Genomic DNA, 26,993 nt, shown 5'->3' on the forward strand with positions numbered 1-26,993 from the left:
TCGCAAAGATGCGATGAGGCGGCTTTTTTATTGGCCGAACCGGGTTTGCGGCGTTATACGAAACGACCTGTGACCAACCTGGCCGACATACCGACACAGCCCGCCCAACACGGCGCGGCCGTCCCGCAGAAGTTCCTGCGCCAGTTCGAACTCGTCGAACTTGTTAAAGCCTATGATCCTTCCGCTGATGAGGCTTTGCTGAATAAGGCCTATGTCTTCTCCGTTCAGGCGCATGGACAGCAATTACGGCATTCGGGTGATCCTTATTATGCACATCCCATAGAAGTGGCAGGTATCGTCGCCTCGCTCCATCTGGATGTGGCTACGATCTGTACAGCGCTGCTCCACGATGTGCTGGAGGATACGGATGCGACGGTTGAGGATTTGGCGCGTGAGTTCACGCCGGAAATCGCGGAACTTGTCGACGGTGTGACGAAACTCGGCAAGGTCGAGATGTCTCGCCCAAACCTGTCCCGTGAAAAGGCGCAGGCGGAAAACTTTCAGAAGTTCATTCTGGCCGTCTCGAAAGATGTTCGCGTTCTCCTCGTCAAACTCTGCGACCGTCTGCACAATATGCGGACACTGGAGTTCCATCCGAAACAGGCTTCACGCGAGAGGATCGCGCGGGAAACATTGGAAATCTACGCGCCTCTCGCGCGGAAGGTCGGGGTCGATAAAATCTGTTCCGAACTGGAAGATCTGTCCTTCCGCCACATCAATCCCGCCGCGTTTGAGGGTATCAGCAAGCGATTGGACGAATGGAGATCCAGCCAAGGAGAGGCGATTTCACAGATATTTATAGGCCTGAGATCGACACTGTCTAACGCAGGCATTGAGGCCCGCATTTATGGACGAGAGAAACGCGCCTATGCGATCTGGCGGAAACTTCAGCGCCAGAATATCAGCTTTGACGATGTCGCAGATATTTATGCGTTCCGGATTATTCTGGAAAAATGGCCTGACTGCTACAGGGCTATGGGTGTCTTGCATCATGATTATCGCGCTGTGCCATCCCGCTTCCGTGACTTTATTTCTGTCCCGAAACCGAATGGCTATCAATCGTTACACACGACTATCCGGACAGCTGAGAATCGCCGCGTCGAAATCCAAATCCGGACCGAGCGGATGGAAGATGTCGCGCAACGTGGCGTGGCCGCCCACTGGGCCTATAAAGATGAGAGCTACGCCTATGACCCGGCGAGCGCGAAAGCTGCCGGTGGCGACCCATTGAAACGATTCAGAGACCTGATTGAGATGATGGAACAATCCGGTGATGCGGATGAATTCCTCGATAATGTGAAACTGGAAATGTTCACGGATCAGGTCTTCACTTTTACGCCTAAGGGTGACCTGATTGCGCTCCCGCGAGGGGCCACGCCGATTGATTTTGCCTATGCGGTTCACACGAAAGTTGGTGATACCTGTATCGGGGCGGTGGTGAATGGCCGCGAAGTCCCGCTCCGCACACAACTGGACAATGGCGATGTCGTGAAAATTATCCGCGGGGGTACAGCCGAGCCGCAACCGGGCTGGGAGAATATCGTCGTCACGGGTCGGGCGAGACAAGCGCTGCGCCGTTTGACACGTGAGGGCGAAGCAGAAGAATTCCGAAATATCGGCGAAACACTCGCGCTCCATGCTTTCAAACGCGAAGGTCTTTCGCTGGATGAAACGGTTCTCACGGATGCATTGGGACGTTTACAAATCACGGATGAGGAGACCTTGTTTGAGACTTTGGGGCGCGGTGAGCTTTCCATGGCGGATTTCGTCTCAGCTGTTTTCCCTGGGCGGTCTGAAGAAAGTGAGCAGCACGCTATTCAGGATCTCGATCTGATTGATGATCAATCCATCGGGCTATACGTTCGGGGTGACGGTATGAACCCCGGTGCAGGATTACATCTGGCCGCCTGTTGTTCACCTATTCCGGGTGATAGAATTATCGGGCTGCAAGCGCCCGGAAAAGGCATCGTCATACATACGATTGATTGCGAAGAGCTCGTCTCCGTCGATCACGCCATGGACAATTGGATTGATTTAGGGTGGCGACGCGCTGCAAACTTAGCGGCTGCTGCCGGGCGTGTCGTGACGACGGTTCAACATGTCCCCGGTGCGCTAGCCGATGTGACAAAGATCATCGGTGAGTCACAGGGGAACCTCACCAACATTAAAACCGTCCGTCGCAGTCGCGCATTTTTCGACATGATTTTGGATATCGAAGTTCGGGATAATCGTCACCTGATGTCGATTATTGCGGCCCTTCGCGCATCCTCTTATGTCGTGAAAGTGGATCGCAGCCGCGCGCTGCCGCCGAAACTCAAATCTTCTAAATCTGAATCCGAGACCGCATGAACACCGAAGACGTCCTAGATATATTCCGCGAAGCGGGCGCTCTATTGGAGGGTCACTTCATTCTGTCCTCCGGTCGGCGGAGCCCTGTCTTTCTGCAGAAAGCCTTGATCTTCAAAAATCCGCGTTTGACCGAAATCGTCTGCAAGGCGCTGGCAGAGAAAATCACGGCGGCGGGAATTCAGCCGGATGTTATCATTGCGCCCGCTATGGGCGGCGTCATTCCAGGATATGAAACTGCGCGGCAAATGGGGCTCGAGAGCATGTTCGTTGAACGTGTCGACGGCGAATTTGCATTGCGCCGGGGATTTAGTTTGGAGCCAGGGACTAAGGTTCTCATGGTCGAAGATATCGTCACGACCGGTCTGTCTTCGCGCGAATGTATTGCGGCGATTTCAAAAGCGACAGGGGCAGAGATTGTCGCAGGTGCCTGTATCTTTGATCGCTCCAACGGCGAAGCCGATATTGGCGTACCGCTTATCAGTCTAGCGGCGAAACGGTTCCCGGATTATGACCCGAATGACCTCCCACCCGAACTTGCGGATAAACCTGCGGTCAAACCAGGTAGCCGAGGCCTCTCATGACGGAGGCTAAATTGCCCCGTTTGGGCATCAATATTGATCATATTGCGACCGTCAGAAATGCACGGGGCGGTGAACATCCCGATCCTGTTGCGGGCGCTTGGGCGGCCATACAGGCGGGCGCGGACGGTATCACGGCACATCTGCGCGAAGATCGTCGGCACATGCGCGATGCGGATATGGTGCGGCTACAACTGCTCTGCGAGAGTGAGAATATCCCGCTCAATATGGAACTCGCAGCCACAGATGAAATGCTGAAAATCGCACTCGACCTGAAACCCAAAGCCGTCTGCGTCGTGCCGGAGCGCCGCGAAGAACGCACAACTGAGGGCGGGTTGGATGTCGTCGGTGGCCATAATCACATCGCGCCTATTGTGCGGGAACTCGCGGCAAACGGGTCACGCGTTTCCCTCTTTATCGAAGCGGTTGATGCGCAAATCCGCGCGGCGGCTTCCACGGATGCGCAAGTCGTGGAGTTCCATACAGGGGCCTACGCGCATGCCTTTGATGACGGAGATCAGGAAAAGGCGGATGTCTATTTAGAGACGTTCCGCTCCGGTGCGAAACTTGCCGATGAGTTGGGGCTGGAAGTGCATTTCGGTCACGGCCTGACATTCGAGAATGTCGCGCCCGTCGCCGCTATTCCCGAATGCATGGAATTAAATATCGGGCATTTCATTATTGGCGAAGCCATCTTCATGGGGCTGGAGCCCGCCATCAAGGAAATGCGTCGCATCGCAACGGAAGCCCGCGCCTAGATGATCCTCGGTATTGGCACAGATATTTGCGATATTCGCCGGATCGAGCAATCCATTGAAAAACATGGCGAGCGTTTTCTCGCGAAGACTTTCACGCAAATTGAACGCGATTATTGTAATTCGAAAGCGCGTCCCGCCATGTCTTATGCCAAGCGGTTTGCCGCCAAGGAGGCTGTCGCGAAAGCGCTGGCCGGGGCAGAGACGGGGGCTCTGCCTTGGCACGCAGTCGAGGTCAGAAACGATCCCTCAGGACGACCTGTCGTGACCCTGTCCGGTAAAGCGGAGTCCCGACTCCAATCATATCTTTCTGAAAATCAGAGTGGGCAAATCCACCTCTCGCTCTCTGATGATTACCCCTACGCCACTGCATTTGCGATTGCCGAAGCGGTTCCAGCCGTTAGAGAGACATCATGAGAAAATCTAAGTCAGAGAAGAAAGAGGACGGCAAAGGCACTTTCCGTGAAACTGTATCGACCGTTCTCTGGGCGCTTGCGATTGCGTTCGTACTCCGCACTTTCATCTTTCAACCCTTCCACATTCCGTCCGGCTCCATGTTGCCCGGATTGATGAAGGGTGATTACATTATCACGTCCAAATACTCGGTAGGGTATGGGCGCCACGCTGCGACACCTTTGCCGTTTCCAGTGAAAAAAGGACGCCTTTTTGAGCAGGAACCGAAACGTGGGGATGTGCTCGTCTTCCGACCCGAAGGCGGCAGGAACACATTTATTAAACGCCTCATCGGTCTGCCAGGTGACCAGATACAAATGCGGACGGGGCAGCTCTATATTAACGGCGAAAAGCTCCCGCTGGAGAAAGTCGGACTGGAGAGTTTCGTCAATCAATTCGGGAATGACGAAGCCGCAGACCTTTTCAGGGAGACTTTTCCGGAGGGGCATCAGCACCTCATCTATGATTCCCAGAAGAATAGCCCTTCCGACATAACCCAGATTTTTACCGTGCCCGCTGGTCATTATTTCATGATGGGTGATAACCGCGATAATTCAGGTGACAGCCGTGTGCCTGTCAATGCGGACGGCTCCGGTGGTGCGGGTTACGTGCCGCTCGAGAATATCATCGGACGCGCGGAAATCGTGTTGTTGTCCGTCGATGAGGACTTCGTGATTTACAAACCGTGGACTTGGTTGAACATGCGCAGTGATCGCTGGTTCAAGACCATCGAATGACCGCACTTTCCAAAGATGGACGCTATCCACGCCTGACCGCGTTGGAAAAGAGGATTGGATATTCGTTCAAGGATACGCAGCTCGCTGTGCGTGCCATGACGCATAGTTCCTATGGCGACGGGCAGCGCAAGACGCCGGATAATGAACGGCTGGAATTTCTCGGGGACCGTGTTTTGGGACTGATGACGGCGGATGCCTTGTTTCATCATTCGACTGAGGCCGAAGGCACCTTGGCGCGCCGTCTGAATGCGCTCGTCCGCAAGGAAACCTGCGCGAACATTGCTCGGCAGATTGATCTGGGTGAGGTCATTCTGATGTCTTCGTCGGAGGCCAAACAGGGCGGGCGGGACAAGACCAGCATTCTCGGTGATGTCTGCGAAGCCCTGATCGCGGCGCTCTATCTGGATGGCGGCTACCCTGCGGCGCAAAGCTTTTTTGAGACCTATTGGCGGCCCGTGCTGAATGACATCGTTACGCGCTCTGCCAAAGACCCGAAAACCGAATTGCAGGAACGCGCCATGGCGGGACGGTACAGCTTGCCCTCTTATGATGTCATAGGTCGAACAGGCCCCGATCATAATCCTGACTTCATCATCGAAGTGAGTGTGGACGGCGTCGGCAAGGCTTCAGGGTCGGGCAAATCCAAACGTGTCGCCGAACGGGCTGCGGCCTCTGAAATGTTGAAAAGATGGCCGAAATCATGACGCAACTTCCTAATAGCCGCGCGGGTTTTGCCGCGATTGTCGGTGCGCCCAATGCGGGAAAATCGACGCTAACCAATGCTTTGGTGGGGGAGAAAGTCTCCATCGTCACGCATAAAGTTCAGACCACACGGTTCCAAATTCGCGCCATCGCCATGTTGGAAACGGCAGATGGTCTGCCGTCGCAAGTCGTCCTGATTGATACACCGGGTATCTTCTCCCCTAATGAGAGTGACCGTCTTGCCAAGTCCATGGTCCACGCCGCATGGACGGGTGCGAATGACAGTCAACTCGTCGTTCACGTGGTCGATGCGCCCGCTTGGTTGCGGCAAGAGGCAGGGGATGGTTCTGCGCAGGACCGCCTTTCGGTTGATGATACGAAGAGCGTGCAATCGGGATTGAAAAAGCGCAAATCGAAAGCCTTCCTCGTCCTGAACAAGGTTGATGAAATCCCGCATGATGAATTGCTGCCATTGATCGCTGTGTTCAGCGAAATGGAAATCTATGCCGAGATTTTCATGACCTCTGCTACGAATGGGGAGGGCGTCGAGACACTCTCCACCGCGCTTGCAGAAGCCATGCCGGAAGGCCCGCTCCTCTATCCCATCGACCAAGCCGCCGATATCCCATCCCGTCTCATGGCGGCGGAAATCACGCGCGAAAAGCTCTTCCTCCGCCTCCATGACGAACTGCCCTATATGAGCATGGTCGAGACGGAGAGTTGGAAGGAATTGAAATCCGGCGATGTCCGTATTCAGCAGGTTATCTATGTCCGTCGCAATTCGCAGAAACCGATTGTGCTCGGCAAGAATGGCAAGACCATAAAGGATATTGGTGCGGCCTCGCGGAAGGATATGAAGGATTGGCTCGGCCGGAATGTGCATCTCTTCCTCTTCGTGAAAGTCCGCGAGAATTGGCGCGAAGATAAAGCCCGTTATTCCGGCATGGGCTTGGAGTTTGACGTCTAGACCGTGGACTGGTCCGCCGACGGATATATCCTGAGCAGTCGCAAACACGGCGAAAGCTCGGCCATTATTGAAGTCTTCACGCGGGAGAAGGGCCGTCACCCCGGTCTCGTGCGCGGCGGTTCGGGGCGTCGAATGCGACCTGTTCTTCAGCCCGGAAATCATGTTACCGTTGAATGGCGGGCAAGGATGGAAGATCATCTCGGCTATTACACGCTCGAGGCCATCGATAGTCGCGCGGCGGAATTGATGGATGACCGCCTGAGCCTTGCGGCGCTGAATGCGCTCTGCGTGATGACGCGTGAATTGTTGCCGGAACGTGAAGCCTATCCCGCCTTGCATGACGTGTTCTCCATCGTCGTCTCCCAACTTGATAATCCCGAAGTCTGGCCCGCGCTCTATGTGCGGTGGGAGGCCGGATTGCTCTCCGCGCTCGGTTACGGCCTCGACCTGTCAGAATGTGCGGCGACGGGTGTGACGGATAATCTGACCCATGTATCGCCGCGCTCGGGACGCGCTGTTTGCGCGTCCTCTGCCGCGCCCTATGGCGAGAAGATGCTCCGCTTGCCAGGGTTCATGCGCGGTGAGGGAACAGCGACGCCCGAAGATATCTGGGCGGGTCTACGCCTGACGGAATATTTTCTGGAAACCCGTGTGCAGTGGGAGGTCAACCGCACACTCCCCGATGCGCGCGCCGCCATGGTCGACCGTCTTTTCGCGGAAGGGTATGCGAGCCGTCCCCAGTAAATCTGTACTTTCCCGCGCAATCTCCGTCCGGCTTTGATAGCGTGATATAACTGATTCGAATGAAATGTGAGTGAGATGGCGAAGCCACCCAAGACCAAGACACCGAAAGGTGAAATTCCAGAGAATGCGATTATCGAAGAACATTTCGATACCGCGCTCTCGACCCGCTATCTCGCCTATGCGCTGTCCACGATTACCCAACGGGCGCTGCCGGATGTGCGCGACGGGTTGAAACCCGTTCACCGCCGCATTCTCTACGCCATGCGACAGCTAAAATTGAACCCCGAGAACGCGCATAAGAAATGCGCGCGGATTGTCGGTGACGTGATGGGTCAATATCACCCGCATGGCGATGCCTCGATTTATGACGCGCTCGTCAAACTCTCGCAGTCCTTTTCCGCGCGCTATCCGCTTGTCGACGGGCAGGGGAATTTCGGCAATATTGACGGCGATAGCCCTGCCGCGATGCGCTATACCGAAGCCAAAATGACGGCAGCGGGTGTGGCGCTGCTCGAAGGACTTGATGAAGACGCGGTCGATTTTATCCCGACCTATAATGAGGAAGACGAGGAGCCGCTGGTTCTGCCAGCAGGTTTCCCGAACCTGCTGGCAAATGGCTCGCAGGGCATCGCGGTCGGCATGGCGACCTCCATTCCGCCTCACAATGCGGCGGAGCTCTGCAACGCGGCGCTGCACCTCATCAAGACGCCGAATGCGCGGGTCGAGACTCTGATGAATTACGTGCTCGGCCCCGACCTCCCGACCGGCGGCATTATTGTCGAGCCGAAAGAGTCGATGCTGGACGCCTACACGACGGGCAAGGGCGGGTTCAAAGTCCGCGCACGCTGGCATGTCGAAGATGTCGGACGGGGCCAATACCAGATCATCATCACCGAAATTCCCTATCAGGTTCAGAAGTCCCGCCTGATCGAAAAACTGGCAGATATAATCGAGCAGAAGAAATCGCCCGGTCTCGTCGATGTCCGTGATGAATCCGCTGAAGATATCCGCATCGTGCTGGAACCGCGTAGCAAGAATATCGACGCGGCGCTCCTGATGGAAAGCCTGTTCAAGATTTCTGAACTGGAGAACCGCGTCAGCCTGAACATGAACGTGCTCGACGCCACGCGGACGCCGCGTGTGATGGATCTGCGGGAAGTCCTGCAAAGCTGGCTCGACCATCGCCGCGAGGTCCTGCTGCGTCGTTCGCGTCAGCGTCTGGCGAAAATTGCCGATCGTCTGGAAGTCCTCGACGGCTACATGATTGCGTTTCTGAATATTGATGAGGTCATCCGCATCATCCGTTTCGAGGACAAGCCAAAACAGGAACTGATCGCGAAATTCTCACTCACGGAACGTCAAGCAGAGGCCATTCTGAACATGCGCCTCCGCGCGCTGAACAAGTTGCAGGAGATTGAGATCAAGGGCGAGCATGACAAGCTCTCCGCCGAGCGGGACAAGTTGAATGAACTCGTCTCGACTGACAGCCTGCAATGGGACGCGATCGCGGAACAGGTGAAATCCGCCCGCGATATGTATGGCCCCAAGACTGAGATTGGCAAACGCCGCACGACATTCGATGTTGCGCCTGAAATCGATGTCGACCTCTCCACGGCCTTTATTACCAAGGAACCCATCACGGTCGTGATGTCCGAAAAGGGCTGGATCCGGACGATGAAGGGCAAGATGGAAGATCTCTCCGGCTTGAAATTTAAAGAGGGGGACAAGCTCGGCTTTGCCGTCCATGCGGAGACAACGGATAAAATTATCATCTTCGCCTCCAACGGAAAATTTTACACGCTCGGCGCGGATAAATTGCCGGGCGGGCGCGGCAATGGCGAACCTATCCGCTTGATTGTCGACCTCGAAAATGACCACACACCAATCGGGATGTTCGTCCATGATCCGACACGACAATTAATCGTTGCGAGTTCTGAAGGTTATGGATTCCGAGTGAATGAGAGCGATATCATTGCCTCGACGCGTGGTGGTCGGAAGACCCTGAATGTTAAAGGCGACTCGGAGGCCGTGCGCGTCATTCAGGTGAAAGGCGAGAAAATCGCAACGATTGGCGAAAACCGTAAAATCCTTGTTTTCAATGTTGAAGAGCTTCCCGAAATGGCGCGGGGCAAGGGTGTCCGCCTCCAGAAATATAAGGATGGTGGGCTTGCCGATCTGACAACGTTTAAAGCGGAAGAAGGCCTGAGCTTCCTCGACACATCTGCCCGCAGAAACGAGGTGCCGGACTGGAACCTGTTGGAGGGCAAACGCGCCCAAGCGGGCCGCATGGCCCCCAGAGGATTTGCGAGGAAGCCAAGCTTTGATCCTGCGAAGGGTTTGTAAGGCCTCCTTTCCGAAAAGCGAAAGCTGCGACCGACGATCTGCGCGTGCGGCGAGGGTACTCAATTCGTAAGCGGGACAGCCCGCAGGGTCAGTACCCACGATGGGATACCAAATATAATAACTGTGTTTTACGCGGGTGTGACCCTGCGGCGGTGGTTTGTATCACGACGGCCCGTATTATGCCCCCGGAGTCAGTGCCTGACCCAGCTCATCGTGTTGTCAATACGATGCACCAAGCCCGACCTGCCGGTCGGCTCTCGAACAGTGATAGGTCCGGCACAGGCTTGGGGCTTAAATCCAAGCTGCTCAACCCCACCGTCTTTCAGACCGATCAGAAAGCGCTAATCTGTCCCGTGTCTGAAAGAACGAGATGAATATAGCGCAGGTTCGATAAGTGGGGATCATTCTTTTCTAAATGTAGGATTGGCCAGCGACATTGGCGCCGCACACCAATTGTCATCCCGACGTTGAGGCGGGACCAGCAGTTTTATCGATTGACGCGAGTACACAGTATCACGGTGTCATTCCTCCAATAGCCTCCGCTGGGCTGACCCAGGCTAAGCCCGGGGTGACAGATGGGTGGGAGTTGTCAAAAGCGTGGATTAATCTCCGCATAAACGTGGATTAAGTTTTAAACCAAAAAAAACCCGCCTCAAGGGGCGGGTTATTCCGGTCATTTATTGTCAGAACTAAGCAGATTTCGCCGCTTTAATCGGAGTCGGAGACGCCGATTTGCGTGCACATTTCCCATCAAAGAAGGCGCCATTGGCGATCATCAACTGATCCTGCACGAGATCGGCTTGAACATTCGCTGTTTCTGCGAGCTCAACCACATTGGCATCAACTTTTCCCGTGACTTTACCGCGGATATGACAGTTTTTTGCGATGATTTTTCCGTTCACGGCACCTTGCTCACCAATCGTGATATTGCCGGCATGGACATTGCCGTCGAGGCGCCCGTCAATCTGTACGTCTCCATCGGTTTTGATGTCGCCAGTAATAACGATGTCCCGTCCTAGAATGGATGGGATACCTGCAGCAGAGCTGGATTTTGTGGGAGAGGCCATGGGTGTCGCTTTCGGTTTAGCTGCACCGGAAGATTGGGCCGGTCCGTTAGTTTTATTGAACATAAAGTCCTGCTTTCAAGAATTTGCTGGGGTCATAGGCGCGACCCTGGAAATGAACTTCGTAATGGAGATGTGTTGCCGTACTTCGTCCCGTGTTTCCCATGCCGCCGATTTCAAAGCCTTCTTCAACAGTTTGGCCACGTTTGACAAATGTCTTATGCAGATGGGCATAACGTGTCTTAAACCCGTGCCCGTGATCAATTTCGACAACGCGGCCATAGGCACCGCGCCGTCCGACATAGGTAACAATCCCACCACCTGTTGCGACAATCGGCGTGAGCCGTTGTCCGCCAAAATCCAACCCGTGATGAAATGTAGGCCGCTTTGTGAAGGGGTCTGAGCGCACACCGAATGTCGAAGTTTGATAGGTTTCAACGCCAACAGGATGTCCCATCGGAAGGGATTTGACGGCGCTGTCCAAAGCGTCGACTTCGGCAACACGGGCTTGGATGGCACTCACGCGCGACACAAAACCCGTGTCCGTATTCGTAACCATTTCAAGCGGGACATAAGGACCGCCTTTTCCATAAGGTGATTCCGCTAAAACGGTCTCAATGTCCATCTCGGTTGAAAGGATGAGGGCGCGATTGCGTTCAATTCTATCGAGTGTTTCCTCCTCAGCCGTGAGTAGGAACTGATCCTGAGTCTGGCCCAACATGTTCAGGGAACTGTCAATATCCAAACCCGTGGCGAGGGAGGCCGTCTTGATTACATCACTTCGCGCTTCACGCGGGGCGGTGTCACGCGCCGTCGGGGCCATCAAGACACGGTTGGACGCATAGTCGATCTGCCCTGCACTTGTAATTGGCATGGCCGATGTAGAGCCCATGATTTGCGAAAGGGTTTGATGTTTTTCTTCCAGCGTGCGCGCCATCGCTTCGAAACTGGCGCGCTGTTCGGCGAGCATGAGTTTCGTATTATCTTCTTTGGCTTTGGAGTCGGCAAGCAGGCGTTCATATTGAGCTTTAACATGGCGGACTTCCTGTGCGGAGGACCGCAACGGGTTATTACCGACCAGCATGTTGATCATGGTGAAAAGGCACCACAGGGCCATTACGGAAATGGCCGAGACCACGGCGAGCTGCAGCTTCGTCGTCAGGACGTAATATTTTACTTCACCGCCGGAGCGGAGGTAAATCTGGCGTTCGGGGAAGTGGCGCAAAATGTTTGAGCGCACGTCACCAATAACGTCGTTTAGCATAAATCCCCGGTCATGTTCTCGTCCCCACGCCTATTAATCATAGTCACATCATCGTGTTCAAGGGTGATTGGGTGCCTTTACAGTTAAATTAATCTTAATTTATCAGCCACCACGCTAAATTAACGCATTATTTACAGTGTTTTGGCCGCTAATGGCATATAATAGGCGGTCGAGAGGCCCGCCAGCGTTCTAGCCTTTTCATTAAAAGGTGATTTTACCTGTCCGCGGAAGTGCTCCCGGACCAGCGTGTGGAACCACGATTCGGGGTGTTGCGCGTGTGTTTTGGCTAAATATTGAAACCATCTCGCACCCGTTGCGACGTGGCCGATTTCCTCATCATATATGATTTGGAGCAAGCGCGCGCTTTCGGTATCGCCGACACTTATCAAGCGTTTGATCATGCCCGGCGTGACGTCCAGTCCGCGTGCTTCCAACACGAGCGGCGCAATCGCGACACGGGCGGCAAAATTATCTCGCGTTGACTGTGCCGCTTCCCATAAGCCGTTATGCGCAGGGTAATCACCATAGGCGAGGCCGAGTTGGTCCAGACGATCTGCGAGCATAATGAAATGTCGTGCTTCGTCATCACAGACAGAGGACCAATCATCGATAAATGAGGCGCGGTCTTCATCTGCAATATCCGAATGGAGTGCGAACCGCGCAATCATATCCGCAGCCAGATCAATCGCGTTTAGCTCGATATGTGCAACAGCATGGAGGAGGGCACCTCGACCTTCCGGTGATCCCAATCGCCGACGCGGCACCTGCATGGGCGGGACGAGCTCAGGCTTGGCAGGACGTGCGGGTTGAACTGGCAGGTCTGCGATCGGTGCGCCAATATCTACATGCGCCCTCCATTCCGCCCGCATATGTCGGGCAGCGGCGGCTTTCTCCCTCGGATCAGCCGTCAGAAGGATATCACGGGCGAGGGAGAGAGCAGGCATCGCTTATGCGGCGTGTGCCGTCAGCGTTTCCAACACTTCGGCAACATGACCTTTTACACGCACCTTTGGCCATATATGCGCAATTTTACCATCCGGACCGATCAGGAAGGTCGCGCGCTGGATGCCCATATAAGTCTTGCCATACATGCTCTTCTCGACCCAGACGCCGTAATCCTCAGTCACTTTACCTTCGAGGTCCGCGCCAAGAATGATATTGAGTTCTTGCTTTGCGATAAAATTGTCATGCTTTTTCACAGAATCGCGGGAGACACCGACGATCTCGGCATTCAGTGCAGCAAAGTCGGATTTATGCGCTGTGAATTCTTTACCTTCCGTCGTGCAGCCGGGCGTGTTGTCCTTTGGGTAAAAATACAAAACGAGATATTTCCCTGTGAAGTCGGACAAGCTGACGGTCTCGCCGCCGTCGCGGGGCATTGTGAAATCGGGGGCTGTATCACCTATGGCTGGCTGTGTCATATCTTCTCTCTCTACTTGTTAATGGCAGCATTTATGGATTTATACGGGCCATGCCTATAGTCGGGACGGGAATATGACAGTCTCTGATGACATAAAGCCCGAATCAAAGGGTTTGCGAGCCCTCTGGGCCTCGCCCGGCGGGTCCAAATTCCGTCGCGTCATAGCGCGTATTTGCTATCGTCTCTACAGATTGGGCGGGGAATTGACGGCGATTGTCCTTGGATTGGGGATCGCTCTCAGTTTTTTCCTAGCCTCTGCATTGGACCGCCAGACGACGGATGTCTCCTTCCTACAACCTAATTTGCAAATTTGGTTTGCTGAGGTGTTCAACGGAAAGAGCGCAGATTTTGGCCGCCTTGATGTCGCTTGGCTCCCCGCGCGGGATGCCTTTGTTATGACGGCCGAGGATGTGTCGGTTCTGGACACGAATGGTGATGTGCTTGAAAGTTTCGAATTGTTACGGGCAACGTTGAAGAGTGATGCCAGTGCCATTCTTCGCCCGAAACTCGTCAGTGCAGACATTCGCGGTGGCATTGTGAGTTACGTCGAAGATGCGGAAGGGGAAATTACGATTGGTCTCGGTCCGCCCGAAAATGTCGGACGGCTTGGCCCCGTTTATAAAAATACGGGGCAGACGGCACTGGGGCGTAAGATGGATATTGGCGCGCTCGAAACAATTAGCCTTTCGGATGTGACGCTGCATTATCAGAACGCCATTTCGGACATTGATATTGTTGCGCGATTGGACCGTTTGGCCACCTCATTCTCATCCGATGGGACCGTTGTTTACACGGCTGCTGGGGAGGTCGCGCAGGACAGTAAGCCGGCAATCTTTTCCATCGGTGGAGTGACAGATGTCGAGCTTTCCGAAATCCGAACAAAGTTTGAAATCCTTCAGGCCCGTCCGGATCAAATCGCGCCCATACAAGGACGCTTTTGGGAATTCCGTGGCTTGGAGGCGCCTGTCGATTTGAAAGGCGAGATTGATTTCTCCCGAACAGAAAATTTACGCAGTGCGTCTCTCGATCTCGATATAGGTGCGGGCCAATTCCGAGTCCTTCGAAATGACGTGCCGCAAAATCTGACATTGCAGGATTTCCGGTTCAAATCGAATCTTGAGCCCGGCAAAGATCGCATGACGATTGAAGCCCTGAATTTACGATCCAAGTCGTTATCCTTTGACGCGACCGGGTTCTTTACAGAACTCGGCAATCTTAATGATGGCGATATTAACAGTTCGCCCGTTTTTGAGCTCTCAATGCGTAATATCAACATGCAAGCCGCGCCTACTTTCTCTAAGGATATAAAAATCGATCGCTTGGATCTGAAAGGTGAAGCGGATGCGGATAGTCGGACACTCGATATTGAACGGGGTCGTTTGGACATGTTTGATGCGCGCTTTGATTTCGAGACCCTTTTTCAACTCACGGATACAAATAAGCCGGCGGCTTTAGCTTTAAATGCAGAGATGACGGGTGAAATTGGGATACAGGAATTTGTCGCGCTCTGGCCTGTGAATGCTGTTGGCGGCGCGCGACGATGGTTTGAGCGGGCTGTTATAGAGGGTCAAATCAACGATTTGGATATTAACCTGAACCTTGATGGAGACTTTTTCGCGGACCCCGTCCTGACATCTGAACGGGTGCAGATCGCATTTGGAGTCGCCAATGCGGACGTCCGGTATATGGAGACCATGCCGCCCATTTTCGGAGTGACGGGCACGGGAACTATAAATGGCAACAGTCTTTCCATGGACACACAGGGAGGGCGCGTTGAAAACCTCATTGCAGGCTCCGCGCGGATAGAAATTCCCGTTTTGCGTCCAAAAGGCGGTGATCTTATCATTACGGGCCGAGGCCGAGGTAATGCGCAGGATATGTTGCAGGTCCTCAATAATCCACCATTCGAATTGGCGACCCGTTACGGGATCGACCCAAATGACATTGCCGGAACCGGGGAAGTCGAGATGAAAATCATTCGCCCGCTTCTGGAATTCTTTCCACGCGAGCGGATCAGCTATGAGATTCAGGGCGAGTTTGAGGATGTGAAAGCGCCCTTCACCTTTGGGCGATACGATATCGAAAATGGTGACATTGCCATGGATGTCAACCGCGACCGCATGCTCCTGTCTGGACCGATTGATGTTGGACCGTGGCGCGCCGACATGCAGTGGCAGGAAACATTCGGCGATAATCCGCCGCCGACACAATATTCAATTTCAGGCCAGATTAATGCGGACGTCTTGGACGGTTTCGGTATTGCCTCACGCGGTTGGTTTGACGGCGTTGCGGATGTCACGGTCAATGCAACGGGACGGGGTATGGATGTCGCACAGGCGCGCCTGGAGGCCAATCTGACAAATGCTGCGCTTTCTGCAGAAAAGGTCTGGATGAAACCCGAGGGTGAGGCGGCGCAACTGTCTGGCACCCTGACCCGCGATGTCGAAACGGGCTATGATTTCAACGATGTCAGTCTCGAAGGGGAAGGCATATCGATGCGCGGGGATGCCTCTATTGCGACGAATTTTAAACTTAACAGCCTTGATCTAAAATCGCTTCGTATTGATGGCTTGGTCGACGGTCAGTTGCGCGTGAACACGCAGAGTGGAAAATTGGATGTTGCGCTTGAGGGCGCGTTTTTGGACGTGAGTCCGTGGACGGAAGAGGCTTTTCAAACGCGTCAGAGCGGATTGGATGTTCCGCTGAATATCTCCGCAAAACTTGAACGGCTCGTCCTGGATCAGGAATACAGTTTGTCCGCTGCCGAATTTGCATTCTCGCATACAGGAAAGGTGATTGAGGCGGCACGCCTGACCGGCACGCGGGATGAGGGGCCGCTCTCTCTGGACATGACGACTTTAGAAAGTTCCAATCGACAAGCTGTCATTTCTATTCCCGACGCCTCAGATGCGCTCTCGGCCTTTCTCGGATTGTCCAATACTGAGGGCGGCACGTTGAGCATAACTATGGAATTGCCGCCCGCAGGTGAGGAGGGCGCCTATATCGGGGAAATGAAGGTCAAAGACTTCCGTCTGATCGAAGCCCCCGCTCTGGCTCAACTCCTCTCCTTGGCATCTCTGACGGGACTGGCGGACACACTCTCCGGTGGGTCTATGCAATTTGATCGATTTACAGTTCCGTTCACTCTGTTGGGGGATGATGTCGCTATCCGGGACGCGCGGCTCTACGGCCCGGCACTTGGAATGACAGGGGATGGTGATATTGATCTGGACCTGCGCGTGCTGGATTTCGACGGAACGATTGTCCCGTCCTATACGGCGAATTCTATACTCGGCGACATTCCGGTGCTGGGCGATCTCTTCGTGCGCGAGAAAGATGGCGGCCTATTCGCGCTAACTTACACTGTCAGCGGCCCGTTCGAGAAAACCCAGATTGCGGTCAACCCGCTCTCGGCCCTGACACCCGGTTTCCTGCGCCGTATATTTAAACCGGAACGCGACGATGTGCCGGAGGATGTGAGGACAAAAATTGAGGACGTTGCGCCGAAGCCCGAGGATGACGAGGGCGAGAACTAGGCGACTACGACTTTCAGAAGCGCATGTTTCTTCTTCCCGACCGAAATTTTCACAACGCCATCCAGAATATCAGCGGGAGTCAGAACCCGTTCATGCGTATCGACTTTTGTATCGTTCAGCTTCAATGCACCCTGTTTGATGTGACGCCGCGCTTCACCATTTGAACCTGCCAGCCCAACGGTCGTCGCTGCCGTCAGAATTCCCATTTCGTTCAACTCCGCCAGTGTTACATCAACCGAGGGCAGGTCTTTGGCCGTGCCGCCCGCGATGAATGTTTCCGTTGCAGTGGCTTCGGATGTTTTCGCAGCTGCCGCACCGTGCAGAAATTCCGTCGCGGCATTCGCCAAGGCGATCTTGGCTTTGTTAATGTCAGCACCTTCCAACGCTTCGAGTTCAGCAACTTGTTCTAGTGACATATCGGTGAACAGACGCAGGAACTTCCCGACATCCGCGTCTTCTGTATTTCGCCAGAATTGCCAATATTCATAAGGGCTTCTGACGAAACCCTTACCTCGCGAAATATCATCATTCAGCCAGACGGCACCATCCGCCGTCTTACCCATCTTCCCGCCGGAGGCCGTCGTGATGAGGGGTGTCGTGAAGCCGTAAACCTCGCCACCTTCCATGCGGCGTGTCAGGTCGACACCCGTCGTAATATTGCCCCATTGGTCTGACCCGCCCAGTTGCAGGCGACATCCGTGGCGTTTGTAAAGCTCGACAAAATCATAGCTTTGCAAGAGCGGATAGTTGAACTCGAGGAAGGTCATCGGCTGCTCATTTTCCAACCGACGTTTCACAGTGTCCATCGTCACCATGCGGTTGATCGTAAATTCCGTCCCGACCAGACGCAGGAATTCGAGATAGCCGAGTCCGCTCAGCCAATCATCATTATCGACCATAATCGCCGCATTCGGCCCCTCAAAGGAGAGGAACTTCGCAAAGACTTGTTTGATCCCGTCCTTATTCGAATCGATTTTTTGCTGCGTCAGCATCTGACGCGACTTATCCTTGCCGGACGGATCGCCGATTTTTGTAGTGCCACCGCCCAATAGAACAATCGGCGTTCCGCCGGATTGTTGGAGATGGCGCAACATCATGATTTGGACGAGGGAGCCAACATGTAGGCTCGGCGCGGTGCAATCAAACCCGATATAACCGACAAGTTTGTCCGTCGCGGCCAGCTTATCCAAGCCGTCCTCATCCGTGCACTGATAGAGGAACCCGCGCGAGGTGAGGGTTTGCATAAATGTGGATTTATAATCGGTCATAATTTCGCGCTTCTAACGGGCAGGGGAAATGTGTCAAAGCCGAACTTATGGAGAAACGCATTTATACGGCATTGGGTTTGATGAGTGGCACGTCGCTGGACGGCGTGGATGTGGCCGTGATTAAAACGGATGGTGTCGATATTTTTGGGTTTGGCGCAGTGGCGGAGAGGGTGTTCTCCGACTCAGATAAGACGGCTTTGCGGGATGCGACTCAGGATGCGCTGAACTGGCGTTTTTCCGGTCCGCCGCCCAATAGTTTCGCACAAGCCGAAGATGTGATTGACCGCGCCCATATCACCGCGATCGGTGATCTATCCGCTGATATTGTCGGTTATCATGGGCAGACGATCTTACATCATCCGCCCGTTGGGGGAGAAGGCGGGCAAACGCTGCAACTCGGTCGCGGTCAGCTTCTGGCGGATAAGCGCGGATTACCCGTGGTTTATGATTTCCGGACAGCGGATGTCGCCGCGGGCGGGCAGGGTGCGCCTTTGGCTCCGATTTATCATGAAGCGCTTGTGAGGTATTCGAAACTTCCAGGGCGGGTCGCGGTTCTCAATCTCGGGGGCGTCGCAAATGTGACCGTGATAGTTGATGGAAAGCTGGCTTGGGCGACGGATTGTGGCCCTGCCAATGGTCCATTGGATAGCTGGGTTCAGAAACAAGGCTCCGGGGATTATGATTCTGAAGGCACGTTGTCATTCAAGGGCGACGTCAATCATAAGCTGGTAAACCAATGGCTTAAGCGAGATTTCTTCACGCGCCCTATCCCAAGGAGCGCGGACCGTTACGATTTTGATATTCTGGATGAGATGGTCGGCATGAGCTTGGAAGACGGCGCGGCGACGCTCGCCTCATTCTGTGCTCAGGCTGTGGCCAGAGACCTTAAAATATTCAACGCCGATACCGTGATTGTCTGTGGGGGCGGCCGCAAAAACCCTGCGATCATGGCGATGTTGGATATGCATATATCAGGAGATGTCGTGACAGCCGAACATGTCGGCTGGAACGGGGATATGTTGGAAGCGCAGGCTTTCGCTTATCTCGCCGTGAGAACGCTAAAGGATTTGCCGATTAGTTTTCCGGAAACGACGGGATGTCCGAAGCCTATGACAGGCGGGAGGGTTGTTTACCCTTCCAACAACTTCATCTCGCGCGGTGGCGAGTAACGCGGGTCGAGCGTATCGTCGAGATAGTCCTCGATCACTTCCAATGCACCCTCAAGGTGGTTTGTGTAGAAATGGTCTGCGCCTTCAATACGGTGCGTCAGGATTTCATGGCCCTTTTGCACGCGAATCTTTGACACAACACGATCCACATCATCGGCCGGAACAATCGGATCTTCCGTGCCGTAAGTCACCAAGCCAGAAGCCGGGCAGGGCGCGAGAAACGCAAAATCATAGGTATTGGTCGGCAGGCTCATGGAGATAAATCCGGCCACTTCCGGGCGACGCATCAAAAGCTGCATCCCGATCCATGCTCCAAAACTATAGCCGGAGACCCAGCTAAACGGCGCGTTCTGGTTAAAGCTCTGCATGTAATCAAGGGCATAGGCCGCGTCCTGCAATTCGCCCTGACCATTGTCATAGACGCCCATAGAGCGACCGACGCCGCGAAAGTTAAACCGCAGAACAGAAAACCCACGGCGCTTATATTGCTCATACATCGCCACAGGAATGCGGTGGTCCATATGGCCGCCGGCTTTGGGATGGGGCGGCAGGATCAGGGCGCAGGGCGCTTGTGGGTCATCGGAGGGGTGATAGCGGCCTTCGAGACGACCTTCTGGGCCGTTGAAAATGACTTCGGGCATGGGTGCAGCCTCTTATTTGCGGTCGGATTGTCGCGCATTTCAGCGGCGATTCAATCTTGACTAAAATGGTCGGAATACTTACGTCCCCGCCCATGGATTGGTGTTTGAACGGCCCTCTAACAAGGGGTTCTCAAAAATGCCAACAAAACCTGCACTTTGGAGCCGTTTCTAACCATGAAACTGACCGCAAAAGGACGATATGCTGTGATGGCCGTGGCCGATTTAGCCGCGCAAGGTGTTGATGCCTGCGAGTCGCTCTCGGCGATTGGCGCGCGGCAAGGCATTTCCGTGACGTTTTTAGAGCAATTATTCGCGAAGCTCCGTCGCGCCGAGATCGTAGAATCGGTCCGTGGGGCGCAAGGTGGCTATCGCCTGGCGCGACCCGCAGCGAAGATCACACTCGACCGCATCATCCACGCCGTCGACGCGCAACCGAAAGCGCATGGCTGTACTCCGGAAGCCAAACTCGGCTGTACCGGAAAAACGGATCGCTGTCTCACCCACAGTCTTTGGGGAGCCTTAGAGGACCATATCGGGAATTTCCTCTCCGGTATTACGGTGCAGGATGTCGTGGATGAGCGTTTGCCCGTTCTGGAGGCGGCAGAATGACGGACCGCACTTATCTCGACCACAATGCGACAACCTTCACTTGGCCGCCTGTTATCGACGCGATGACGGAAGCCATGCGTGTTCATGGTAATCCGACGGCGCAACATGCTGATGGACGGGCTGCCAATATGATCGTGAACAAGGCCCGCGACGCGGTCGGCCTCGCCATGTGCGTCTGCGCGCAGGATGTTATCTTCACGAGCGGTGGCACGGAAGGCTGCAACACGGCAATCTGGTCCGCCCTGCAAGCGGGATGTAAACGTCTGCTGACCTCCGCGATGGATCATCCCGCAACCATAAATGCCGCCGAGAATTTCGGCGCGACCTATGAGATCGTGCCCGCCGACAGCGAAGGCCGCACGGATATGGTGTGGCTGAAGGCTCGCCTTGCCGATTGGGATGCAGAGGAGGGCCGTCCATTCCTCTCCCTCGTCGCCGCGAATAGCGAGACGGGCGTCATTCAAGATGTGGAAACGGCAACAGACCTGATCCACGCTTCGGGTGGTCTCATCCTCGTGGACGCTACACAAGCGCTCGGGAAAATACCGATGACATTCCAGCCGGATTATATGGCGGTGTCCGCGCATAAGGTTGGCGGGCCGAAAGGTATTGGCGCGCTCTATGTCTCGCCCGACGCGCCATATTCGCCACTACTAGCGGGCGGGGGGCAGGAACGCCGGCGTCGTTCCGGCACGCATAATGTGCCCGGCATTGCGGGATTTGGGGCGGCCTGTGAGAACCTGATAAATCTCGAACATACGCGTGCGGTCCGCGATATTCTTGAAAAAGAACTCAAAGCCATTGAGCCGAATATCGTGATATTCGGGGAGGGCGCAGATCGTCTGCCCAATACGAGCTTTTTCGCCGTGCCGGATGCGTCTTCCATGACCCTCATGATGGCGCTCGACCTCGAGGGTATCTCCGTTTCCACCGGAACGGCTTGCTCCTCCGGCAAGGTCGGCGAGAGTCGCGCCATTGTCGCAATGGGCCGCAGTGACCAAGCCCCGAAAGGCGCCATTCGCGTCAGTTTCGGCGATAATTGCACATTGAACGAAGTTGAAGATTTTATCACCGCCTGGGCGAAGATCAGACGTATCAAGCTCCAAGGAGTAGCCGCATGACCGAGACCGTAAAAATTGCCAAAGACAGTATCGAGGACAGCACCGTCGAAGGTGTCCGGTCTCTCGAAGCTGACAAATATAAATACGGGTTCGATTCTGACATCGAACAGGAATTCGCACCGAAGGGACTGAATGAGGATATTGTCCGTTTTATCAGCGAGAAGAAAGATGAACCGCAATGGCTCCTCGATTGGCGGCTGGAAGCTTATCGCCGTTGGCTGACGCTGGAAGAGCCGGAATGGGCGATGGTCGATTATCCGAAAATCGATTTTCAGGATATGTATTACTATGCCTCACCCGTGAAAAAGAAGGAGTTGAACTCGCTTGACGAGGTCGATCCGGATATCCTCGAAGTCTATAATAAACTCGGAATTTCCTTGAAAGAACAAGAGGTTCTAGCGGGTGTTAAAGGTGCGCCAAAGGTCGCCGTGGACGCGGTTTTCGACTCTGTGTCCGTCGTCACAACGTTCAAGGCGGAACTCGCGAAACATGGCGTGATTTTCTGTTCCTTCTCGGAAGCTGTAAAAGAGCATCCGGAACTCGTGAAGAAATATATGGGCTCGGTCGTGCCCGTCACCGACAATTATTACGCGACGCTGAATAATGCCGTCTTCTCTGACGGATCCTTCGTCTACATCCCGCCCGGTGTGCGCTGCCCGATGGAACTCTCGACCTATTTCCGCATGAATGCGCAGGGCACGGGACAGTTTGAACGGACGCTGATCATCGCGGATAAGGGCTCCTATGTCTCCTATCTTGAGGGTTGTACGGCCCCGATGCGGGACGAAAATCAACTCCACGCCGCCATCGTTGAAATCATCGTCCATGATGATGCCGAAGTGAAATATTCCACCGTCCAGAACTGGTGGCCGGGCGATGCCGAGGGCAAAGGCGGCGTCTATAACTTCGTGACCAAACGCGCGGATTGCCGCGGTGCCAATTCCAAGGTTTCTTGGACGCAGGTCGAGACCGGGTCCGCAGTCACGTGGAAATATCCGTCCTGCATTCTCCGCGGCGATGACAGTCAGGGCGAATTTTATTCCATCGCCATCACGAATGGGCATCAGCAAGCCGATACGGGCACAAAGATGATCCACCTCGGCAAGAATACGAAATCGCGTGTCATCTCCAAAGGGATCAGTGCGGGCAAATCCAACTCGACCTATCGCGGTCTGGTCACGGCGCATAAGAAAGCTACTGGTGCGCGGAATTTCACGCAGTGTGACTCGCTGCTGATCGGCGATCTCTGCGGTGCGCATACCGTGCCCTATATTGAGAGCAATACGCCGACCGCGCAATTTGAGCATGAGGCGACGACCTCGAAACTCTCTGACGATCAACTCTTCTATTGCCGCCAACGTGGCCTCTCGGAAGAAGACGCCGTCGCGCTGCTCGTTAACGGGTTCTGCCGTGATGTGTTGCAGGAATTACCGATGGAATTTGCGGTAGAAGCGCAGAAGCTCGTCGCGATTTCATTGGAAGGTAGCGTCGGGTAATGAAGCCGTATCTTTTCATATCAGCAATCTTTTTGGCCGCTTGCGGGCCATCGCAGGATTTAGAGGCGCCAACAGCGCCCACTACGCCTGTGGCTTCGACGGAAAGAGCGCAACCTGCCACGCCGCCAAGCCCGACTCTGCCCGAGAGTAATTTGGAAGATGTAGACTTTTCCGCCTATTCAACGGACCTCGCGCGTTTTGTGGGCTTTGAGCTGGGTGAGACGCGGTTGGAAACGATTGACAAAATCCGGCTCTATTACGCGCCGGAAACCGGCTCGACGATCATCACGACCGCGTCGCAAACTTACGAGCGTGATGACGGCTCTGTCTTCCTCTTCTCCCGCACGGGATTGCCGGATGACTCCGTTCAGGCGGAAGAGGTCTATGCGATCTTTTCCGGCCCCGGCGGTGCGGATAAATTCAATCAAACACTCGCGGCATATGGCATGCGTATCAAATGCTATCGCGGTGAAAACACAACGGAATGGCAGACCGACCTCTGCCCTTAAGGAGCCCATAATGGCCACTAAAAAACCAACCCGTCAGTTCATCCAACTGTCCGAAGGCGAACTGAACTACGCCATGTCCCGCGCCGTGGTGCAGGGCGACTGGTGCTTTGTCTCCGGCACGATGGGCTATGACTATAAGAAGCAGGAACTGCCCGAAAGCGCGGCGCAGCAGACGATGAACACGTTCACAAATATCCGCCAAGCGCTCGACGCCGCAGGGTTTGAACTCGGTCATACGGTGCGGGTGCAATATACAGTCTCCGACCGCAAATATGTCAAAGAAGTTCTGCCTATAATCAAAGCGCATTTCGATAATATCCTCCCCGCCGCGACTATGGTGCTGGCTGAAATGGTTGACCCAAAAGGCAAAATCGAAATCGAAGTGACTTGTTTTAAAGGATAATCAGATGTCATCCCGCACTTGATGCGGGACCTGACGGCTACAGAATCCAAGTTTGAGAGAGTAAACGACAGGCCCCGCATCAAGTGCGGGGTGACAATAGGAACTAAATGAACCAAGCCATCAACATAAACGAGAAATTCTCGAAATTCAGCGACCACTGGCGCCCCAAAGCCATTGCCGAGCTGAACGGACAGGAGTTCAAACTCGCCAAAATTCAGGGCGAATATCCGTTCCATGCCCACGAGCATGAGGACGAGATGTTCTTCTGTTGGCGTGGTTCATTTGTGTTGGATTTTGAAGGCGGTGAGAGCGTGCCAGTCGGGGAAGGCGAATGTATCGTCGTCCCAAAAGGCGTCCGCCACCGCCCCCGCGCGGAAGAAGAATGCCACATCTTCCTGATTGAACCGAAGGGCGTGAAGAACTCCGGCGATGCGGAAGTCGATGCGGTTTACGATGCGCCTGTGGGGGAGTGGGTTTGATGGGAGTGGTAAGCTATAATATTGATTGGCCTGTGCTCTCAGCTATTTTTACCGCTCTTGTAGCATCTGCAATCGCATTATACGGCTCTTGGCGTGCAAACAGAATTGCTGAAAAAAACCTATCTGCTTCAATCGATCTAGAGCTTTTTAGACATAGAGAGCGTCGTGTTTCGGAACTTAGAGAGGCTATTTCTGAGTTTGTATCATCTGCATCTGCAATAAAAAAGAATGACCAAGGTCATCTTTGGAGAGATGATGTTGCTGCAACTAGAAAGTTCTCGTCGAAAATACAGCTGCTCATGGATACTTCAGATGAGGACTTCGAAATTCTACTCTCGTTGATGATGAATGAGTTGGGCGCAGCAAGCCCAGAGGAGAAAAAGCAAATCTCAGGTGAACATATTTATACTGTTGGACGACGAATTTTAAAACGAGCCGACGAAAAAATAGAAAATGAAATAAGGCGATATAATGCTAAAAATTAACAACCTCCACGTCGCCGTTGATGACGGCCAGAAACCTATCCTGACGGGGCTCTCGCTCGAGGTTCCCAAGGGCGAAGTCCATGCGATTATGGGGCCGAATGGCGCCGGTAAATCGACGCTGTCATATGTCCTGACGGGACGGGAGGGCTATGACGTTACAGACGGCACGGTGTCCCTCTACGGCGAAGATTTGCTGGAGATGGAACCGGAAGAACGCGCGGCGGCGGGTGTCTTTCTGTCCTTCCAATATCCGCTGGAAATTCCTGGCGTGCCGACCATGACCTTCTTGAAAACCGCGCTGAATGCGCAGCGCAAAGCGCGCGGTGAGGAAGAGATGAAAGCCCCGGAGTTCCTCAAGACGGCCCGGGCCCTCGCCAAAGACCTCAAGATGAAGCCGGAAATGCTCAAGCGCCCGCTCAATGTCGGGTTTTCCGGCGGCGAGAAGAAGCGCATGGAAATTTTCCAGATGATGATGTTGGAGCCGAATTTCATCGTGATGGATGAAACGGATTCCGGTCTTGATGTCGATGCGCTGCGCATTGTCGCGGACGGCGTGAACAAACTCCGCTCACCCGATCGCGGGATGCTCATCATCACCCATTATCAGCGCCTGCTTGATTATATCGTGCCGGACCGCGTCCACGTCCTCGCCAAAGGCGGAATCGCCGCGAGTGGCGATGCGGACTTCGCGAAGAAATTAGAGAGCGAAGGCTATGACGCATATGCCGCATAGACTCCCCCATCGCGGTGTCGAGGCCTGGAAATGGTCCGATGTCAACCGCGCCGTCGCCTACGATATGCGCGGGCTGGACGCGGCTGCGCCTGTCCAGATTTTCGTGCCGGAAGGTGTGACGGTCACGCGCACGGATGTGCAGGCCTCCGCCAATGATGCGACCCTCTATAAGCTCGCCTCTGACTATGCGGGACAGGTCTGGGACATTGTTGTGCCGGACGGGTTCACGTCCGAGAATCCCATTCAAATCGAAGGCCTGACCCACGGTCATGCGCAAATTTCACTGCGCTTGGGCAAGGGCGCGAAAGTCCAACTCGTCGAACATTATGACGGGCAGGCGGGTGCATTTGTAAACTCACACCTCAACATCAAACTGGCCGAGACTGCGGTTCTGGACCGCGTCATCGTGCAGACCGATCCCGAAGATTGTGTGCGTATCGCCACGACCCATGTGACGGCTTGGGCGACATCTGAACTCATCCAACATGCTCTGGCCTTTGGCGGGAAACTTTCCCGTCTGGAAACGCGCATGGCGGGGATGGGGCAGGGCGTGAAGGCGACCATAAACGCGGCTTATCTGCTCGACGGCAAACGCCATTGCGACATGACGAGCTATATCGATTTGGCCTGTCCGGACGGCCATATCCGCCAGAACGTCAAAGGCGTGACGGAAGATAAGGCACGCGGCGTTTTCCAAGGCAAATTCCACGTCCGTCGTCCGGCGCAACACACCGATGCGCGGATGCGGCATGACTGTATCATGTTGTCCGACAGCTCGGAAATCCGGTCAAAGCCGGAGCTTGAAATCTACGCCGATGATGTTGTCTGCGAACATGGCAACACGATTGGTGCGCTTGATGAAAGCGCTCTGTTCTACATGCGCCAACGCGGGATACCTCTCTCGCAAGCGCGGGCGATGTTGACGGAAGCGTTTCTCGGCAGTGTGTTTGACACGCTTGAGGATGAGGTCATGCGCGAGAGCTTGTTGGAGAAGCTGCGTGGGTGGTTGGCGCGGTGAACCCTGTCATCGACATAATGTTCAATGTTGTTTGGATTGCTGCAACCATTGGCGGTGTGTTCGGCGCTGCTATTTTCGCGCAGAGCAGAGACATGGGCGGGGTGGCAGCTTTCTTGATGATCGTTCTTTTTACGTCCGCAATATTGACGG

The 26,993-nt window shown here is 54.5% G+C and carries 26 protein-coding genes; 20 read left to right on the forward strand and 6 right to left on the reverse strand.

Annotation, left to right across the window (positions count from 1 at the left end; all coding sequences use genetic code 11):
- Positions 1-30: 30 nt before the first annotated feature.
- The 9 genes from ACP9M6_RS09840 to parC all read left to right on the forward strand — a co-directional run bounded on the left by ACP9M6_RS09840 (position 31) and on the right by parC (position 9,628).
- Positions 31-2,349, forward strand: coding sequence for a RelA/SpoT family protein (locus ACP9M6_RS09840; RefSeq protein WP_427450674.1), 2,319 nt, complete (start codon positions 31-33; stop codon positions 2,347-2,349).
- Positions 2,346-2,930, forward strand: coding sequence for an orotate phosphoribosyltransferase (pyrE, locus tag ACP9M6_RS09845; protein ID WP_427450675.1), 585 nt, complete (start codon positions 2,346-2,348; stop codon positions 2,928-2,930). The genes ACP9M6_RS09840 and pyrE overlap by 4 nt, the downstream gene beginning before the upstream one ends.
- A complete protein-coding gene (locus tag ACP9M6_RS09850) occupies positions 2,927-3,685 on the forward strand; it encodes a pyridoxine 5'-phosphate synthase (protein WP_427450676.1) in 759 nt (252 codons plus the stop codon). Before pyrE ends, ACP9M6_RS09850 begins: the two co-directional genes overlap by 4 nt.
- Entirely contained in the window at positions 3,686-4,099 is a 414-nt protein-coding gene (gene acpS / locus ACP9M6_RS09855) for a holo-ACP synthase (RefSeq protein ID WP_427450678.1), read from the forward strand.
- The gene (gene lepB, locus ACP9M6_RS09860) at positions 4,096-4,872 is read left to right on the forward strand and encodes a signal peptidase I (RefSeq protein WP_427450680.1); all 777 of its coding nucleotides are present in this window, start codon (positions 4,096-4,098) and stop codon (positions 4,870-4,872) included. Before acpS ends, lepB begins: the two co-directional genes overlap by 4 nt.
- Positions 4,869-5,576, forward strand: a complete 708-nt coding sequence (gene rnc, locus ACP9M6_RS09865) for a ribonuclease III (RefSeq protein WP_427450681.1) — start codon at positions 4,869-4,871, stop codon at positions 5,574-5,576. Before lepB ends, rnc begins: the two co-directional genes overlap by 4 nt.
- The gene (gene era / locus ACP9M6_RS09870) at positions 5,573-6,541 is read left to right on the forward strand and encodes a GTPase Era (protein ID WP_427450683.1); all 969 of its coding nucleotides are present in this window, start codon (positions 5,573-5,575) and stop codon (positions 6,539-6,541) included. The genes rnc and era overlap by 4 nt, the downstream gene beginning before the upstream one ends.
- Positions 6,542-6,544: 3 nt before the next feature.
- Complete coding sequence (gene recO / locus ACP9M6_RS09875) at positions 6,545-7,285, forward strand: DNA repair protein RecO (protein WP_427450685.1); 741 nt, start codon at positions 6,545-6,547, stop codon at positions 7,283-7,285.
- 75 nt (positions 7,286-7,360) lie between these two features.
- A complete protein-coding gene (parC, locus tag ACP9M6_RS09880) occupies positions 7,361-9,628 on the forward strand; it encodes a DNA topoisomerase IV subunit A (protein WP_427450687.1) in 2,268 nt (755 codons plus the stop codon).
- A 689-nt stretch (positions 9,629-10,317) separates the two neighbouring features.
- On the opposite strand, the gene ACP9M6_RS09885 is transcribed toward parC, so the two are convergent.
- The 4 genes from ACP9M6_RS09885 to bcp all read right to left on the reverse strand — a co-directional run bounded on the left by ACP9M6_RS09885 (position 10,318) and on the right by bcp (position 13,377).
- Positions 10,318-10,758 (reverse strand): bactofilin family protein, encoded by a 441-nt coding sequence (locus ACP9M6_RS09885; RefSeq protein WP_427450689.1) that lies wholly within the window; start codon positions 10,756-10,758, stop codon positions 10,318-10,320.
- Positions 10,748-11,956 (reverse strand): M23 family metallopeptidase, encoded by a 1,209-nt coding sequence (locus tag ACP9M6_RS09890; protein ID WP_427450691.1) that lies wholly within the window; start codon positions 11,954-11,956, stop codon positions 10,748-10,750. Before ACP9M6_RS09890 ends, ACP9M6_RS09885 begins: the two co-directional genes overlap by 11 nt.
- Positions 11,957-12,087: 131 nt before the next feature.
- Positions 12,088-12,900, reverse strand: a complete 813-nt coding sequence (locus tag ACP9M6_RS09895; RefSeq protein ID WP_427450693.1) for a ferritin-like domain-containing protein — start codon at positions 12,898-12,900, stop codon at positions 12,088-12,090.
- A 3-nt stretch (positions 12,901-12,903) separates the two neighbouring features.
- Positions 12,904-13,377 (reverse strand): thioredoxin-dependent thiol peroxidase, encoded by a 474-nt coding sequence (gene bcp, locus ACP9M6_RS09900; protein ID WP_427450695.1) that lies wholly within the window; start codon positions 13,375-13,377, stop codon positions 12,904-12,906.
- A 73-nt stretch (positions 13,378-13,450) separates the two neighbouring features.
- On the opposite strand from bcp, the gene ACP9M6_RS09905 reads away from it, so the two are divergent.
- On the forward strand, positions 13,451-16,912 hold the full coding sequence (locus ACP9M6_RS09905) for a DUF3971 domain-containing protein (RefSeq protein ID WP_427450697.1): 3,462 nt from the start codon (positions 13,451-13,453) through the stop codon (positions 16,910-16,912).
- Here ACP9M6_RS09905 and tyrS read toward each other — a convergent pair.
- Positions 16,909-18,180 carry a tyrosine--tRNA ligase gene (gene tyrS / locus ACP9M6_RS09910; protein ID WP_427450699.1) on the reverse strand — a complete coding sequence of 424 codons (1,272 nt, stop codon included), beginning with the start codon at positions 18,178-18,180 and terminating at the stop codon, positions 16,909-16,911. The genes ACP9M6_RS09905 and tyrS overlap by 4 nt on opposite strands.
- A 47-nt stretch (positions 18,181-18,227) precedes the next feature.
- Here tyrS and ACP9M6_RS09915 point away from each other — a divergent pair, with 47 nt between their 5' ends.
- Entirely contained in the window at positions 18,228-19,349 is a 1,122-nt protein-coding gene (locus tag ACP9M6_RS09915) for an anhydro-N-acetylmuramic acid kinase (protein WP_427450700.1), read from the forward strand.
- On the opposite strand, the gene ACP9M6_RS09920 is transcribed toward ACP9M6_RS09915, so the two are convergent.
- On the reverse strand, positions 19,310-19,990 hold the full coding sequence (locus tag ACP9M6_RS09920) for an alpha/beta hydrolase (RefSeq protein WP_427450702.1): 681 nt from the start codon (positions 19,988-19,990) through the stop codon (positions 19,310-19,312). The genes ACP9M6_RS09915 and ACP9M6_RS09920 overlap by 40 nt on opposite strands.
- A gap of 174 nt (positions 19,991-20,164) precedes the next feature.
- On the opposite strand from ACP9M6_RS09920, the gene ACP9M6_RS09925 reads away from it, so the two are divergent.
- From ACP9M6_RS09925 to ACP9M6_RS09965, 9 genes are all read left to right on the forward strand, one after another.
- Positions 20,165-20,599, forward strand: coding sequence for an Rrf2 family transcriptional regulator (locus ACP9M6_RS09925; protein WP_427450704.1), 435 nt, complete (start codon positions 20,165-20,167; stop codon positions 20,597-20,599).
- Positions 20,596-21,720: a cysteine desulfurase family protein gene (locus tag ACP9M6_RS09930; protein WP_427450706.1), complete on the forward strand. Its 1,125-nt coding sequence runs from the start codon at positions 20,596-20,598 to the stop codon at positions 21,718-21,720. The genes ACP9M6_RS09925 and ACP9M6_RS09930 overlap by 4 nt, the downstream gene beginning before the upstream one ends.
- Positions 21,717-23,216 (forward strand): Fe-S cluster assembly protein SufB, encoded by a 1,500-nt coding sequence (gene sufB / locus ACP9M6_RS09935; RefSeq protein WP_427450708.1) that lies wholly within the window; start codon positions 21,717-21,719, stop codon positions 23,214-23,216. The genes ACP9M6_RS09930 and sufB overlap by 4 nt, the downstream gene beginning before the upstream one ends.
- Positions 23,216-23,725: a hypothetical protein gene (locus ACP9M6_RS09940; RefSeq protein ID WP_427450710.1), complete on the forward strand. Its 510-nt coding sequence runs from the start codon at positions 23,216-23,218 to the stop codon at positions 23,723-23,725. Before sufB ends, ACP9M6_RS09940 begins: the two co-directional genes overlap by 1 nt.
- A gap of 10 nt (positions 23,726-23,735) precedes the next feature.
- Positions 23,736-24,128, forward strand: coding sequence for a Rid family hydrolase (locus ACP9M6_RS09945; RefSeq protein WP_427450712.1), 393 nt, complete (start codon positions 23,736-23,738; stop codon positions 24,126-24,128).
- Between the two features lie 107 nt (positions 24,129-24,235).
- Positions 24,236-24,607: a cupin domain-containing protein gene (locus ACP9M6_RS09950; protein ID WP_427450714.1), complete on the forward strand. Its 372-nt coding sequence runs from the start codon at positions 24,236-24,238 to the stop codon at positions 24,605-24,607.
- Positions 24,607-25,092: a hypothetical protein gene (locus ACP9M6_RS09955; RefSeq protein ID WP_427450716.1), complete on the forward strand. Its 486-nt coding sequence runs from the start codon at positions 24,607-24,609 to the stop codon at positions 25,090-25,092. The genes ACP9M6_RS09950 and ACP9M6_RS09955 overlap by 1 nt, the downstream gene beginning before the upstream one ends.
- A complete protein-coding gene (sufC, locus tag ACP9M6_RS09960) occupies positions 25,079-25,825 on the forward strand; it encodes a Fe-S cluster assembly ATPase SufC (RefSeq protein WP_427450718.1) in 747 nt (248 codons plus the stop codon). Before ACP9M6_RS09955 ends, sufC begins: the two co-directional genes overlap by 14 nt.
- Complete coding sequence (locus ACP9M6_RS09965; RefSeq protein WP_427450720.1) at positions 25,815-26,843, forward strand: SufB/SufD family protein; 1,029 nt, start codon at positions 25,815-25,817, stop codon at positions 26,841-26,843. The genes sufC and ACP9M6_RS09965 overlap by 11 nt, the downstream gene beginning before the upstream one ends.
- Positions 26,844-26,993 lie beyond the last annotated feature (150 nt).

The organism is Litorimonas sp. WD9-15 (assembly GCF_050271975.1).
Classification (GTDB): Bacteria; Pseudomonadota; Alphaproteobacteria; order Caulobacterales; family Maricaulaceae; genus Litorimonas.